This is a genomic window from Vicinamibacteria bacterium, assembly GCA_035620555.1.
Taxonomy (GTDB): Bacteria; Acidobacteriota; Vicinamibacteria; order Marinacidobacterales; family SMYC01; genus DASPGQ01.
Genome location: DASPGQ010000444.1, coordinates 1 through 14,881 on the forward strand (window position 1 = coordinate 1; position 14,881 = coordinate 14,881).

Annotated in this window: 14 protein-coding genes; 5 read left to right on the top strand and 9 right to left on the bottom strand. The window is 62.4% G+C overall.

Annotation, left to right across the window (positions count from 1 at the left end):
- Positions 1-206: 206 nt before the first annotated feature.
- Complete coding sequence (locus VEK15_18045) at positions 207-737, bottom strand: isoprenylcysteine carboxylmethyltransferase family protein (GenBank protein ID HXV62607.1); 531 nt, start codon at positions 735-737, stop codon at positions 207-209.
- Positions 738-896: 159 nt separating this feature from the next.
- Between VEK15_18045 and VEK15_18050 the strand changes: the two genes are divergently transcribed.
- Entirely contained in the window at positions 897-1,337 is a 441-nt protein-coding gene (locus VEK15_18050; GenBank protein HXV62608.1) for an Hsp20/alpha crystallin family protein, read from the top strand.
- 21 nt (positions 1,338-1,358) lie between these two features.
- Here VEK15_18050 and VEK15_18055 read toward each other — a convergent pair whose 3' ends face one another.
- From VEK15_18055 to VEK15_18085, 7 genes are read right to left on the bottom strand one after another with little or no spacing between them, the layout of a single operon-like run.
- The gene (locus tag VEK15_18055) at positions 1,359-1,883 is read right to left on the bottom strand and encodes an adenylyltransferase/cytidyltransferase family protein (GenBank protein HXV62609.1); all 525 of its coding nucleotides are present in this window, start codon (positions 1,881-1,883) and stop codon (positions 1,359-1,361) included.
- Positions 1,861-2,874: a PfkB family carbohydrate kinase gene (locus VEK15_18060; protein HXV62610.1), complete on the bottom strand. Its 1,014-nt coding sequence runs from the start codon at positions 2,872-2,874 to the stop codon at positions 1,861-1,863. The genes VEK15_18055 and VEK15_18060 overlap by 23 nt, the downstream gene beginning before the upstream one ends.
- Positions 2,871-3,431, bottom strand: coding sequence for a D-glycero-beta-D-manno-heptose 1,7-bisphosphate 7-phosphatase (gene gmhB / locus VEK15_18065; protein ID HXV62611.1), 561 nt, complete (start codon positions 3,429-3,431; stop codon positions 2,871-2,873). Before gmhB ends, VEK15_18060 begins: the two co-directional genes overlap by 4 nt.
- Positions 3,428-4,447, bottom strand: a complete 1,020-nt coding sequence (gene waaF, locus VEK15_18070; protein HXV62612.1) for a lipopolysaccharide heptosyltransferase II — start codon at positions 4,445-4,447, stop codon at positions 3,428-3,430. Before waaF ends, gmhB begins: the two co-directional genes overlap by 4 nt.
- Positions 4,444-5,391: a lysophospholipid acyltransferase family protein gene (locus tag VEK15_18075; GenBank protein HXV62613.1), complete on the bottom strand. Its 948-nt coding sequence runs from the start codon at positions 5,389-5,391 to the stop codon at positions 4,444-4,446. The genes waaF and VEK15_18075 overlap by 4 nt, the downstream gene beginning before the upstream one ends.
- Positions 5,392-5,418: 27 nt before the next feature.
- Positions 5,419-6,414: a tetraacyldisaccharide 4'-kinase gene (lpxK, locus tag VEK15_18080; protein HXV62614.1), complete on the bottom strand. Its 996-nt coding sequence runs from the start codon at positions 6,412-6,414 to the stop codon at positions 5,419-5,421.
- A complete protein-coding gene (locus VEK15_18085; GenBank protein ID HXV62615.1) occupies positions 6,411-7,655 on the bottom strand; it encodes a 3-deoxy-D-manno-octulosonic acid transferase in 1,245 nt (414 codons plus the stop codon). Before VEK15_18085 ends, lpxK begins: the two co-directional genes overlap by 4 nt.
- A gap of 166 nt (positions 7,656-7,821) precedes the next feature.
- On the opposite strand from VEK15_18085, the gene gap reads away from it, so the two are divergent.
- The 3 genes from gap (at position 7,822) to VEK15_18100 (ending at position 12,340) form a co-directional block, all read left to right on the top strand.
- The gene (gene gap, locus VEK15_18090; protein ID HXV62616.1) at positions 7,822-8,829 is read left to right on the top strand and encodes a type I glyceraldehyde-3-phosphate dehydrogenase; all 1,008 of its coding nucleotides are present in this window, start codon (positions 7,822-7,824) and stop codon (positions 8,827-8,829) included.
- A gap of 33 nt (positions 8,830-8,862) precedes the next feature.
- A complete protein-coding gene (locus VEK15_18095; GenBank protein ID HXV62617.1) occupies positions 8,863-10,767 on the top strand; it encodes a PAS domain S-box protein in 1,905 nt (634 codons plus the stop codon).
- A 94-nt stretch (positions 10,768-10,861) separates the two neighbouring features.
- Positions 10,862-12,340, top strand: coding sequence for a DUF4388 domain-containing protein (locus tag VEK15_18100; GenBank protein ID HXV62618.1), 1,479 nt, complete (start codon positions 10,862-10,864; stop codon positions 12,338-12,340).
- A gap of 34 nt (positions 12,341-12,374) precedes the next feature.
- Here the strand turns inward: VEK15_18100 and VEK15_18105 are convergent, their stop codons facing one another.
- Positions 12,375-13,658, bottom strand: coding sequence for an amidohydrolase (locus tag VEK15_18105; GenBank protein HXV62619.1), 1,284 nt, complete (start codon positions 13,656-13,658; stop codon positions 12,375-12,377).
- Positions 13,659-13,976: 318 nt separating this feature from the next.
- Between VEK15_18105 and VEK15_18110 the strand changes: the two genes are divergently transcribed.
- Positions 13,977-14,881, top strand: a 905-nt coding sequence (locus tag VEK15_18110) for a PP2C family protein-serine/threonine phosphatase (protein HXV62620.1), incomplete at its 3' end; no start/stop codon positions are given.

Consider the following 14,881-nt stretch of genomic DNA (forward strand, 5'->3'; position numbering starts at 1 on the left):
ACGAGGTCGTGGTGTATGAGAAAGAGCCCGCTTGAAGAAGGCCGCCGCTGGCTCGAGCAGGCCGAAGAGGATCTGAAATGGACCGACGATCTGGCCGGGGGAGGCGGTCTGGCGAGGGAAATCGTCCTGCTCGTTCGCGCCCTTCTGTACCCGCCCGAACCGGAGTAGAAGGGGAGCTCGAGAGTCCTGCGCCCAGGTTCGGGGGCTCATTCGACGAGCCGCCAGGCCAAAATCACGGCGACCACCAGAATCCCGAGCACCGTTACGTGCTCACGATTCTCTCTGACTCTTCGCCAGGCGAACCCGTCACCCGAGCCCTGGCCAGGACGGGGTAGCAACAGCGGTACCCTTTTCTCGTATTGCGCGTAGGCAGAAGGGAAAGCTTCCCTCAGTCGGTCGGCCTCCCGCTTCATGACGGGCCAGTAGACGATCCAGAATAGCGCGGCGAGAGGTACGGCGAGCTCGGGTCGACCGGCCGCCAGCACGAACCCAATTCCGATGACGAGACTCCCTAAATAGAGCGGGTTTCGCGTCATGGCGTAAGGACCGCTCGTGGCGAGACACCGGTTCTTTTCCAGGTGCCCCGATGCCCAGAGTCGAAGAGCTTCCCCGAGTCCCGCGACAATCAAACCGGCAACGAAGAAGCCTGGACGCGGGCGCGCGAAGTAGAGTGCGGCAAGTCCGAGGGCCCAACCGAGAGGGACCCGTGCTCGCGCCAGAGCGTCCGACGCCGGCATTCGTCCGCAAGCCTATCACAGAAAAGAGCTTGGCTATATATTTAGTGTAAATAACTAAGATTTAATCGATAAAATATTAGTTAGATTTATTAAAATTGCTTGCAGGTGACACGGCAATTGTGTATAGTCCTCTTGGATTCCTTGAAAGGAGGAAAACCCATGAACTTGGTACTTCGCGACCCCTTCTGGAAAGACTTCAACACCCTGTCCGGACGCATCAACCGAATGCTCTCGGAGTTCCCGCGTGACGACGAAAGCGACTTTCTCGGTAACTTCCGACCATCCGTGGACGTCTACGACAAGGGCACCGAGATCGTGGTCCATGCCGAGATTCCCGGAATCAAGAAGGAGGACATCGACGTTCGTGTCGAGAACAACGTCCTGACGATTCGCGGGAAAAAGGAGCGCAAAGAGGAAGTCAAGGAAGAAGGCTTCTACCGGGCGGAGCGGGCCTACGGGTCTTTTAGCCGCTCGTTCAGTCTACCCACGACGGTCGACATTTCGAAGATTTCGGCCGCCTACAACGACGGTGTGCTGACGCTTCGGATCCCGAAGTCCGAAGCGGCGAAACCGCGCCAGATCGAAGTCAAGGTCTCCTGAGAGACGAGTAAGTTAGGGCCCTCACCGAGGGCCCTTTTCTTGTTCCTTTGCCTTCGGTGCGAACCGCTCGAGAACCGTGGCAATGACGTCCCTCGTGGCGTGTCGTTTCGGATCCCCAACGATCCGAGTGTCCCCTCCGAGCCGCCGCATGACGTCCCGCTCGGGGACGGTATCCTCGAGATAGTCGGTGCCCTTACAGTGCACGTCGGGGCGTAACCGCTCGAGGAGCGAAGAGACGCGTTCCTGCCCGAAGATCAACACCACGTCCACTACCGACAGGGCTGCGACCATCTCGGCCCTCTCCGCGGCGGGCACGATAGGGCGGCCTCTCCCCTTCTGCCGCGCGGTCGCATGATCGTCGTTGACGGCGACCACGAGATAGTCCCCACAAGCCCGTGCCCCCTCGAGGTAGCGGACGTGTCCCACGTGGAGGAGATCGAAATGCCCGTTCGCGAGCACGACGCGTTTTCCTGCTGCTTTCGCGCGCGCGACCAGAGCCTCCGCTTCCTCGAGGTCGACCACCCTACGGATGGGAGACGATGGCATCCGCCAACTCCTCGCGCGACACCGTCGCCGTACCCCTCTTCATCACCACGATGCCGCCGGCATAGTTCGCGAGCACCGCGGCCTCGAAAAACGTGGCGCCGGCTCCGAGTGCCAGAGAAAACGCACTGGTGACGGTATCTCCCGCCCCGGTGACGTCGGCGACGTCATCCGTCCCGTAGATCGGTACGTATCTCACCGGTCGGCGCGGCTCGAAGAGCGCCATTCCATCCTTTCCCCGGGTGACGAGAAGCGCACGAGTGCGCATCTTGTCGAGGAGCTTTCGCCCGGATCGCTCGAGCGTCGCTTGGTCGTTTCCAATGCGCACGCCGAGCGCCGCCTCGACCTCGGGCTCGTTGGGCGTGGCCGAGGTGAATCCCGTGTAACGATGCAGGGCGAAGCGCGAGTCCAGCACCGTCCGCTTGCGAAGGGACGCCGCACGACGCGCCAGTGCATTGCCGAGCTCCGGCGTCATCAGCCCGTAATCGTAGTCGGATACCAGCAGGACGTCGGCTTCGGGCAGGAGCTCCCGAACCGCCTCGTCGAGGTGACGCTCCAGGTCTCGATCGCGCTCGACCCTGGTTTTGCGGTCGATCCGCACGACTTGCTGCTTCGTCGAGTGCAAGCCCCCGGCGAGGATCCGGGTCTTGGTCGGGGTTTTGTAGCTCGCCATCGTGCGAACGGCGGTGACATCGGCGCCAGCGGCTCGAAGCTGCGACAGAAGCTCCCGGCCGGGCAGATCTCTTCCAACGACCCCCACCGCGATGGGCCGACCGCCGAGGGTCGCCATATTGTTCAACGCATTCGCGCCGCCCCCGGGGACGAGACGCGTCTCGTCGTAATCGAGAATGAGAACGGGAGCCTCTCGGCTCACGCGAGAGATCTGACCGTACACGTACTCGTCGGCCACGAGATCGACGAACGCCAGGACGCGCACGCGCTCGAAGGCGGCGACAATCTCGAGGAGGCGCTCGCGAGAAGGATGCGGGCTCAATCCAACGCTCCCCATAGGATGGAGCAGACTGCCCGATGGAGATCCGGGGCAACGACGTCGGGGAAACGCTCCCATCGCCTTCCGTCGTGCTGAAGCGCACCCCGGCCCGATCCGGTGAGAACGAGAGCCGCCCGTGCGCCTGCCGCCCACCCGGCCTCGAGATCGGTGTAACCATCTCCAACGATCCACGACCTCGCCAGATCCACGCCGAGATCGTCAGCCGCTCGACGCAGCATGCCGGGCTTCGGCTTTCGGCACTCGCAATCCTCCCACGGCGCGTGGGGGCAAAAGTAGATGCCGTCGAGCTCTGCCCCGCCCTTTTTGAGCATCGTGCGAAACTCATCGTGGATCGCGTGCATCAAGTTCTCGTCAAACAAGCCGCGGGCTATCCCCGACTGGTTGGTGACCACGATTGCGAGGTAGCCCTCCTCGCGGACGGCGCGGATCGCGGGGAGAACCCACGGAAATGGACGAAATCGGCTCACATGATTGACGAAGCCGACCGCTTCGTTGAGCGTTCCGTCGCGGTCGAGAAAAACTGCAGGCCTTCCGCTCACGCCAGAAGCGCCTCCGCTTCGGCCACGACTCGAGAGGGGAACACGTGGTCCATGCAACGATGATCGATCGGGCAATCGCGAAAGAGACACGGGCTGCAATCCACGGGCTCCCGGACCACTCCGGCCTTCTCCCCCACGGGCCCCGTCTCCCGGGGATCTGTCGGGCCAAAGACAGCGAGCGTTGGCGTGCCGAGAGCGGCCGCGATGTGCATCGGTCCGGAATCGTTGGTCAACACGATCGCGAGCCTGTCGAGGACGCCGATGAGCTCACCGAGCGACGTCTTGCCGTGGAGAGCGATGCAATCGCCTCCAAGACTGGAGCGCACCTGCTCGCAGAGCTCTCGGTCAGAAGGCCCGCCGAGAACGACGACACGACCGTCCCGCGCCTGGGCCAGCCGGCGTGCCGCCTCGGCGAAGCGCAGAGGAGACCAGACCTTTGCGCGGCTGTTCGTGGCTCCGGGGTGGACGCCGATGAGCGGCCTTCCGTCCCAGCCCTCGGCCTCGAGGAGGGCGTTAGCGCGCCTGCGCGCCCTGTCGCTCGCCACCAGATGTAAATCGGGCTCGGAGACGACGTCGAACCCGAGCCCGCTCATGAGGTCCAGATAGTAGTGAGCCTGGTGCCTGCCAAAGGGTCGTGGAGCAGGAGGAATCGACCTGGTGAGCAAGAGCCCACGACCTTCGGTCGCGTAGCCCCATCGCTCGCCGATCCGGGCGGCGAGGATGAGCGCCGCCGCTCGGAATGCGTTCGGCAGGACGAGAGACGCATCGAAGCGTTCGCGCGCGATGCGCGCCGCTGCCCGTACGAAGCCGGTGACGCCTCGATCCCGGGCATGCGGTTCGTAATCGAGCACTCCGTCGATGCATTCCACCCCCTCGTAGAGTTCACGGACCCACGGCCTGGTAAGAACCACGATGCGCGCCTCCGGGCGGGCCGCTCTGAGCACTCTCAGGGCACCGAGTGAGATCACGGCGTCACCGATCCAGCTCGGAGCGTAAACGAGAATCCCTTGCTTCATCGAAGCTCGGTGGCGACGACGGGGTCCTCGATGGGTCGAGCGACGGCGCGCGGAGGTCGGGTTCTCCAGCGCCGGTGCATCCAGAGCCAGATTTCGGGACGTTCGCGAATGTAGCGCTCCTGGACCGTGACCAGCTCCTGGGTGAGCTTCTGGAGCGCCTCGGCGCGGGGAAGCTCTCGAAAGCGCTCGGCATCGATCGCGGCCTCGTAAACGGCGCGGTAGCGTCCGTCGGGAAGCGGATAGCAGAACACCGGTACGAGCGCGGCTCCGCTCGTGATCGCGAACCAGCTCGCGACCGGAGTCGTCGCCGCCTTCTTGCCGAAGAACTCGACGAAAACGGCATCCTGGAGATGGACGTTTTGATCGATGACGAAGGCCACCGTCTCCCCCGCCTTCATGAGCCGTCGCATCTGGCGCAGAGCCTGCTTCTTGTAGATGACGCCGTTGCCCGAGACTCGACGGAGCTTCTCGAGCTTCCGGTTGAGGTAGGCGTTGTCCAACTCGCGAGCCACGAGGTGGATCGGTCCGAATCTGAAGCCATGGGCTATCGCGTGAAGCTCCCAGTTTCCGAAATGGGCGGCCACGAGGATGACGCCACGACCTCGGCGCCTCGCCCGCTCGAAGCATTCGGTACCCTCCATCTCGACGAGCGACTCGATCTCTGCTGGTTTCCGGGCCCCGAGAGTCAGAAGCTCGACGAGCATGGCGCCAAAATGTTGGAACGCGCCGCGCGCGACTCGAAGCCTCTCTTCGTCCGTCTTCCGGTCGCCGAAAGCGGTGCGGACGTTATCGAGGGTGATGGCGCGGTGGCGCCGGTCGATGGCAAAAACGAGGCTGCCAAGAGCACGCCCGATGCCGAGTCGCATCCGGCGCGGCAGGATTCCCACCAGTAAGCTGACGTTGAAGGCGGCGAGGTGCTCGGCCCAGTGCTTCAAGCGAGTCATTCGAACCCGACAGAATACACCCAAGCCTCACCGTGGAGAAAGCCGAACCTTCTCCAGGAGGCGCGACAGCTCCATTTCCTCCGAGATCTGGCACTCGAGGCGGATGGCAAACAAGGGAAGAGAAAGCCCGGGAAGATCGGTCAACTTGACGGCGTCCTTGCGCGTCGTCAGCAAAGCTTTCGCGCCCTGCGCCTTGGCATCGTCGGAAAACGCCTTCACCTCTTCCGGCCGCCACCAATGATGATCGCGCTTCGCGAGGAAGGCGACGACGCGCGCGGGAACGGTGCTCCGAATGCGTTCGGGACGTGCCACGCCGCAAAGGACACCGACCGGCTCGTCGTGCAAAGCGTCCGCGGGGAGCTCCTCGGCCGCGTCCACACGGGACAACCCAACCACACGGGTGAATGCTCGCAGCACGGGTTTGGACGGAAGAAGCGAGTGCGGGGCGAGCCCGCCGGTGACGACGACCGCATCGGCGCGATCGAGCCGCGCGAGAGGCTCGCGAAGACGGCCCGCTGGAACGAGCCGCAGACTCGACCTCTCCTCGCTGGCATCGAAGCAGACGAGGTCCAGATCGCGATGAAGACGGCGGTGCTGAAACCCGTCGTCGAGCACGAGAACGTGCGGTCCCAATTCTCTTACGAGCCTCTCTCCGACGAGAACACGGTCGGGTCCGACGGCTACGGCCAGTGACGGGATGTCGGTGGCGAGCTCCATCGGCTCGTCGCCCGCCTGCTCACAGGACGATCGCAGACGTTCTCCGTCGGAGACCAGAACGAACGGCGAGGCGCTTCGACGCCCGTAGCCGCGCGAGAGCAGGGCCACGGGCTCCCCCCGGGCCAGCAGAACCCGGCAGATGGCGCCTGCGACCAGTGTCTTCCCGCTTCCCCCCAAGGTGAGGTTTCCGACGCTGACCACCGGAACCGGCAGACGCTTCACCCCGAAGCCGCGATCGTAATGGAAGTTTCTGACCGCCACACCGGCACCATAGAGCCATGACAGAGGTAGGAGGGCGCGTTTCATCCGAGCAGCTTCACCAGCTCTTCGACTGTTTTCGCCGCCGCGCCCCGATTGGCCTCGATGACCCCGAGAGCGCGACGCGATAACTCGGCGCCGCGCGCGGGCTCCTTCAGGAGCGTTCCCAGGTGCTCTTCCAGATCCCGCTCGTCCGTAACCTGGATGGCGGCATCCGCTTCGAGAAAGAGCCGCGCCACGTCGGGGAAGTTCTCCATGTGCGGCCCGAAGAGGACCGGTTTCCCCTTCTCTGCCGGCTCGATGATGTTGTGCCCACCCCAATTCGCCAGGCTTCCTCCGACGAAGACGACGTCCGCCTGTTCGTAGAGTCCCGCTAACTCGCCGAGCGTATCCAGAAGCAGAACGTCGGTCGAGCGCGACACCACGTCTCCGGAGGAGCGGCGAACGACCTCGAGCCCACGGGATCGCGCGAGCTCGTGGACCTCCCCGAACCGAGCGGGGTGACGAGGCGCGAGAGCGAGAAGAAGCTCCGGATTCGCCCGGCGCAATCTCGAGAAGACCGAGAGCAAAATCGACTCCTCGGGCTCGAGCGTGCTTCCCCCCATGAGCACGGTGCGGCGAGGCTCGATCGGGACGTGCGCCTTGGCCGACGCGGTACCGTCGAACTTCAAGCTCCCCAGAGTCGAGACCCGATCGACGGGTGCCCCCATCGCAACGATCCGCTCCGCATAGATCGCGCTCTGCATGAGAAAACGATCGACGTCTCGCAAATAACGTTTCAAGAACCAGCGCAAACGTCGGTAGCGGGGAAACGACTCGTCCGAGATTCGGCCGTTGACCAGCATCGTGCGCGCTCCTGCCCGCCTGGCCTCGCGGAAGAGATTCGGCCAGATCTCCGTTTCGACGATGAGGAGAGCCCGTGGCCTGGCAAGCCGTACCACGCGGCGAACCAACCCCGGAAGGTCGAAAGGGCAGAAGAAGACTTCGTCGGCCTCGACGAGTCGCTCTTCCGCGACCCGCCGGCCGGTGACCGTGGTAACCGAGCAAACGATCCGCTCCTGGGGAAAGGCCTCCTTGACGCGAGGCAACAGGACCGCCGCAGTCACCACCTCGCCCACGGAGACGGCGTGGATCCAGATCGAACGGGCGTCGTTCGCGCGCGGACCTCCGAAGCCGAGACGCTCCCGAATGCTATTTGCGTAGCCCGTTTCACGGACGCTCCGATACAAGAGGTAGGGGATGGCCCCGACGAGGAGGCCCCCATAGAGGACGTTGTAGAAAAGGTGCATCAGCCTGCCAGAGAAGTCTCGAACTATACGGAGCGGCGAGCGAGAGTGTCAACGAACCACGATGGCCGAAGCGAGCCGCCCTCCGATCGTCTGTTCCCCTCGGGTGCCGCGAAATCTCGAAGGCGATCGGGTTATACTCTCGATCAGAATTCAAAGGGAGTGTCGAATGGCGGTCAGAGTAGGTATCAATGGCTTCGGACGCATCGGGCGAAACGTTTTCCGCGCGGCGCTACACGACGGCGCGATCGACATCGTCGCGGCAAACGACATCACCGACGCGGCTACCCTCGCCCATCTCCTGAAGTACGACTCGGTCCTCGGGAACCTGCCCGAGGACGTTCGTGCCGACGGCGACACCATCGTTGCCGGTGGGGAAAGCTTCAAGGTATTGAAGGAGCGCGACCCGGCCAACCTCCCTTGGAAAACGCTCGACGTCGACGTCGTCATCGAGTCGACGGGGCTCTTCACCAAACGGGACGACGCCTCCAAGCACCTGGACGCAGGAGCGAAAAAGGTGATCATCTCGGCGCCGGCCAAAGGGGAGGACATCACCATCGTAATGGGCGTCAACCACGAGGACTACGACGCTTCGAAGCATCACGTGCTGTCCAATGCGTCTTGTACGACCAACTGCCTGGCTCCTTTGGCCAAAGTGCTCCACGACGAGTTCGGCCTGCGGAAAGGCCTGATGACCACCATTCACTCGTACACCAACGACCAGAGGCTCCTCGATCTGCCGCACTCGGATCTGCGGCGGGCTCGGGCGGCAGCGCTCTCGATGATTCCGACGACGACTGGCGCCGCTATCGCGGTCACCAAGGTGCTCCCCGAGCTCGTCGGAAGACTCGACGGCATCTCCGTTCGCGTACCGACACCGAACGTATCTCTAACTGACCTGACCGCTGTGCTCGACGAGCGAGTCTCGGCCGAGGATGTCAACAACGCTCTCGAAAAAGCGGCCAAGGGAAAGCTCGAGGGCATCCTCGCCTTTTCGAACGCGCCTCTCGTTTCCAGTGATTTTCGTGGCAACTCGAACTCGTCGATCGTCGACGGCCCCTTCACCAAAGTCATCGCCGACGACACCGTCAAGGTGCTCTCCTGGTACGACAACGAGTGGGGATTCTCCTGCCGGGTCGTGGACCTCATCCACTACCTGGTTGCGCGAGGGCTCTAAGACCCCGCGAAGGCCCGCGGCTCTGGCCCGGCGATGCCCGAGATCGAGATCCTCTACATCGAGGATGACGACGAACAGCGTCGGGCCCTGGAACAAAGACTGAGAGAGCGGGGCTTTGGCGTCCGCTCGGCCAGCTCCGGAACCCAAGGACTCGCTCTCCTGGACGAGGCCAAACCCAGCGTCATCCTCTGTGACCTCAACATGCCCGAGATGGATGGTCTCGCGGTTCTCAACAAGGTCCAGCAACGAGACCCCGACATTCCCTTCGTACTCCTGACGGCGCACCCGTCCGTTCCTCTCGCCGTGAAAGCGATCATGCACGGCGCACAACGCTTCTTGATCAAGCCGGTGAGCCTCGAAGACCTGGAGATCACGGTTCACCAATCGCTCGAGCTCGGCCGGCTCCAACGGTGGCGGCGCGAAGCCGACGAGCAGCTTCTCCGCCTCGTGGAGACCGTACCCGTCCCCTACATCGTCAGTCGATTGAAGGATGGAAAAATTCTGTACGCGAACCGGCACCTGGCGGCGCTCGTCGGATTGACGGTCGAGGAGATGCGACAACGCAGGACGAAGGACTTCTATTACGACCCGGAACAACGCGAGGTGGTGCTGAAACAGCTCGCGCGCGACGGCTTCGTCAAAGACATGGAAGTCCGGATCCGTCGCGCCGATGGGGCCCCGATCTGGTCGGTGTTTTCCCTGGCGCTGTCCGAGATCGGTGGCGAGACGGTGGTCCTCGGCGGTTTTCTCGACATCACCCGCCGGAAGGAGCTCGAGGAGAAGCTCAGGATCTTCCGCGAAGTCTTCATGCACTCGGTGGATGTCATCGTGGTGCTCGACAAAGACGGGCGGGTGATCGAGAGGAACCCCGCCCACGCGCGGAGAACGGGTTTCTCCGACGCCGAAGTCGTCGGGCGATCGGCCTTCGAGTTTCTCGGCGAGGAGAAGCGAGACGCGATTCATGAGGCAATCGCCCGAGAGGGAAGCTACCGGGGCGAGACCGAGGCCCTGACTCATTCCGGTGACCGGATTCCCGTCGACATCAGCATCTTCCCCATTCACGACGAGAACGGAAAGCTCGAGCTCTACGTCGGCATGGGCCGTGACATAACCGCCATCAAGAAGGCCTTGAACGATCTTGCCGCCACGAACCAGGAGCTCAGACAGACGCAAGCCCAGCTAGTTCAATCGGAGAAGATGGCGTCGCTCGGCAGCCTGGTCGCGGGCATCGCCCACGAAATCAATACTCCTGTCGGCGCGATGACGAGCATGCACGACACGCTTCTCCGCGCGATCGAGAAGCTCAAACAGACTCTTCGGTCCCAGGACGAAAAGGCCTTCGACTCCGACGCGAAGCTCAAAGCGATTTTCGACATTATCGACAACTCGAATCAGGTCATCCGATCGGGCGCCGGGCGGGTGGGTGAGATCGTCCGAAGACTGCGGAGCTTCGCACGACTCGACGAGGCCGAGCTCAAGAAGGTCGATATCCACGAGGGACTCGAAGATACCCTCACTCTGGTGCATCACGAGATCAAACATCATATCGAGGTCGTCCGTAAGTACGGCGCCGTTCCCCCCATCTCGGTGTTTCCCAGCCGGCTGAACCAGGTCTTCCTGAACGTGATCAACAACGCGCGCCAGGCCATCCAGGAAAAGGGCACCATCACTATCACCACCGGGGTCGAGGATGGAACGGCCTTCATCGCGATCCACGACGATGGATGCGGAATCCCCAAGGAGCACCTGGGGAAGGTGTTCGATCCTGGATTCACGACCAAAGGCGTGGGCGTGGGAACGGGACTCGGGCTTTCGATCTGCTATCAGATCATCAAGGACCATCACGGCCGCATCGACGTCGAGAGCGAGGTGGGGAGAGGTACGACTTTCACGATCCATATTCCCACGAACCTCGACGTAATCCTGGGCGTCTCGTGAACCGCCGTCGGGCGCGGTTTTCGGGAGGCGATCCGTCCCGTATAATGGAGATACCGCATCAATCGAACTCGGTTTTCGGGCGGAAGGTTGATCCATGTCCTTCAACAAGCGGATCCCCTTCGAGGGGGTTTTGAACTGCTGGAACGACGAGCACGATCTGCCCGATCTCCTATTGGCGATATGCCGCGCGAAGAAGACCGGACAACTCTCGTTCTCCAATCCCGAGGGTGACAAGGCTATCCACATTCAGGACGGAAAGATCGTCTTCGCACGTTCTTCGTCGGCGGACGACGGGCTCGGTCACTTTCTGCTGCGCGCCGGCAAAATCTCTCTCGTCGACTACCTCCGAATCTCGAAACTGGTCGAGCCGGGAAAGCGCCTCGGGGCGTTGCTGGTCGCCGAAGGCGTCCTCGAGGCCAAAGAGCTCTTGCCGGCGGTGATGGGTCAGGTACGCGCCATCATCCTTGGACTCTTTCGCCGAACGGAAACCTGGTACCGGTTCCGACAGGTGCCGCTCGACAAGGAGTCGATTACCCTCGAGATTCCAACCGAGAAGCTCGTCTTCGACGGCATTCGCCAGGTCGACAGCTGGCGCCGCATCTCGAAAGGCGTCGGGAATCTCGAATCGATCTACGCCCGGGTGGAATCGAAAGAGGGTGAGTGGAGACGCTTCGGGCTCGCCGAAGGAGCTCTAGAGTTGATTGACATGCTCTCCGAGCCCGTTTCGGTGGCGCACATCTGCACTCATGCGACTCTCCCCGATTTCGAAGCCTGTCGATACCTGTGGGCTTTTCGTTGCCTCGGCTGGGTCACCCCCGCCGACGCACGAACCCAGCCGAGAGCCGTGCAATCGGCCGTCGTGACGAGGCCCAGTGCGGCGCCGCCCGAGTCGGTGGCGCGGGCCGCGATTCCGCCAGCGCTCGTCCAAACGCGTGTTTCGGTGAACGAGCGTCCGCTCCCTCCACCGGAAACCATCCCCCAGGACCTCGCGGAAACGAGATTCGCCTTCGAGACTGATGCGTCACGCGACACCCCAAAAACCGCGGTAAGGGAACCGGAACGAACGCAGCTCTTCATCGAGCCAGAGATGCCTCCGCCGAGCACGGGCGAGATGATGGAGGCGATCCTGAACGAGGAAGGCCCGACGATGCCGAAGGCGCGGCGGCCTGAATCCCCCGGCGGCTCGAAGACACCCTTCGTGGGAAGAGGTTCCTCACCGAGCACGGCTGACAAGACACCTGCCGGCTTCGAGGTACTCGCACTCGACGGACAGTCGAAGCATCCGCCTTCTTCCACCCCGCCTCTCCCGATGAAACCCGAGGAGAGCGGCGCAAACGGTTCGACCCAATTCGAGGAAGACGAGGAAACCTCGTTTCGAGATCTCGCGTACCTGTCCGACGACACGCATGTCGGGCGGCGGCCTGCTGGCCCGGCCGAGACTCCAACGTCCCTCGTGAAAGCCCCGCCACCGGCCAAAGCCATCCCCCCGGTGCCTCCTCCTCGTCAGCCCGACCAAACGCAAATGGACCTCGACACTGGAGGACTCGCCCACCTCTTGAGTCTCGACGACTGAGACCGTTTCGAAGACCTCTTCCTTCATCAGCCTGCTATTCGGGCCGGCTTCCCTGAGAACGTCGAAAAAGATAGTCCAGAAGCACGTTCGCCATGACGCGCATCCCGATGGGAACCGCCGCGTCATCGGCGCGAAACGTGGGCGAATGGTGGGGACCGGAGACCGTTCCTTCCTTCAAGGTTCCCAGGCGATAAAAGAAGCCCGGAACTTCGTTCGCGTAATAGGCGAAGTCCTCGCCTCCCATGGTCGGCTTCAGGTCGACCACGCCGCCTTCGCCCACGACGGCGGCAACCGACGGCACCATCCATTGGGTCAGCTCGGGATCGTTGATCGTAGCCGGGGTTCCGCGCTGGTAATCCAGTGTGTAACTTCCTCCACCCGCCCTGGTGATGCCGTCAAGGATCTCGCTCATCCGACGCTCGACCGTGTCACGCACGTCGGGATCGTAGGTTCGCACCGTCCCCTCGAGATGCACCTGCGCGGGAATGATGTTGAAGCGCTCACCGCTGTGGAACATCCCCACGGTCACGACCACCGGCTGGAGCGGATCGAGGTTTCTGGAAGCGATCGTCTGAAATGCCAGAACCACCTGCGATGCCATGACGATTGGATCCACACCCTGGTGCGGCTGCGCGCCGTGAGTCTGAGTTCCCTTGACCGTCGCCTTGAAATGATCGACTGCGGCAAGAGCCGGTCCTTCGGTGAACCCGATCTGCCCCACGGGAAGATCGGCGAGGGTGTGCAGCCCGAAAACCGCCTCGGGACGCGGATCGTCGAAGACGCCCTCCTCGAGCATGAGATTGGCGCCTCCCTCTTCACCTTCGGGCGGGCCTTCCTCTGCGGGTTGAAAGACGAAGAGAACGGTCCCGGGAACGTCCTTCTGGAGGTCGGTGAGAACCGAGGCCACTCCCATCTGCACCGCGGTGTGAACGTCGTGACCGCAGGCGTGCATGATGCCGACCTCTTGCCCGTTGTAGGTCCCGCGCTTCGTCGATTTGAAAGGAAGATCGGTGTCTTCGCTCACCGGAAGCGCGTCCATGTCCGCGCGGACCGCGATGACGGGGCCGTCCTTGCCTCCTTTCAAGATGCCCACCACGCCGGTATGAGCGATTCCGATTCGCACGACCAGGCCGAGGCTCCCGAGGTGCTCGGCTACGAGTCTGGCGGTCTCGAACTCGCGATTACCCAGCTCCGGGTCCTGGTGAATCCGACGACGGTAGTCCAGAGCCGCTGCCTCGTGGCGCTCCACCGAGCGCGCGATCCGATCCGCGAAAACGCCCGATAGCGGAGCGTCTTGCGCCGCAGGCGCGGACGTCACGGCGAGCAGGAAGAGGGTTGTCGCTACTGAAGGATGAGGACATGAAAACATAGGGCGGATTCTACACTGGGAGCGCCGCACGGTAATTTCATCAACAAATAATCTCTCACCTATTGTCTTCCATGATTGTCGGCGCTATGATCCGCGCTACCGTTCTTTACATAGGCTCACGCAGCGGCAGGTCGTGTGCCGGCCGCGCGCTTCTTGATTTCCTCGAAGTTCGGAGGAATCAAAACCCGTGCGCCTTTGTGGAGATTCGGACAGGAAAGACTATGGGGTTATTCGAAACAACAGACGCGACATTCAACGGAGCGGTGCTTGACAGTTAATGGGTGGGAAGAAAAGGACATCGATACGTTACCCCGGGCCCTGGCCAGGGATTCGATGGAGCAGTTGGCCAGGGAGCTCGAGAATTTTCAGGAGATCGCGAGCTATATCAAACCGCAACCGGGCGACGTTCCGACGCTCGATGGGTTCGATATACACGGCGAGATCTTGCCCCTGAATGGCCTGGTCGGTGGAGATCACATCATCTACCTGGATTTCAAGAAACGTTACGACCTCGAAGCCAGAATCGCCCATGCCCAGGCGCAAGGACTGCCCGAGGTGGCCGCCAACCTCGCCCGGTGCCAGAGAATGGTCGGCATCGTCCTCGTCGACGTCTCCGGGCATCAGGTTACCGATGGTCTCCTGGCGGCGATGCTCCATCAGTCCTTCCTGCTGGGGTCCCTCTATGAGCTCGATGTTTTCGGACACGTTACCAACCACCTCTTCGAGAACTTGAATACGCGCTTCTACAAATCCTCCTCGATCCACAAGTTCATCACGATGATCTACGGCGAGATTACCGAGGATGCCAGATTCAGGTTCATATCTGCGGCCCATCCCCCGCCCATCGTCTTTTCGCGGCTGCACGATCGATTCATGGAAAGCGGCAAGGAGGCTTATGTGACCTGCCCCCCTCTCGGGACCCTGCCGTCGCACAACGTGATCGACCGCAACACGACTCAGAGCGTGCTCGGATTCAAGGAGGCCTACGAGTTGAACGAATGGGAGATCATGGGGGCGGGTGACATTCTCTTGCTCTACACCGACGGGCTATCGGAGCACGCTGATGAGGAGAATCGATACTTCCCTGGCCGTCTCGAAGCGAAGGTGCTAGAGCTCAAGGATCGGCGGGCCCGGGACATCGCCGAAGGAATCAAGGAGGACATTCTTTCATT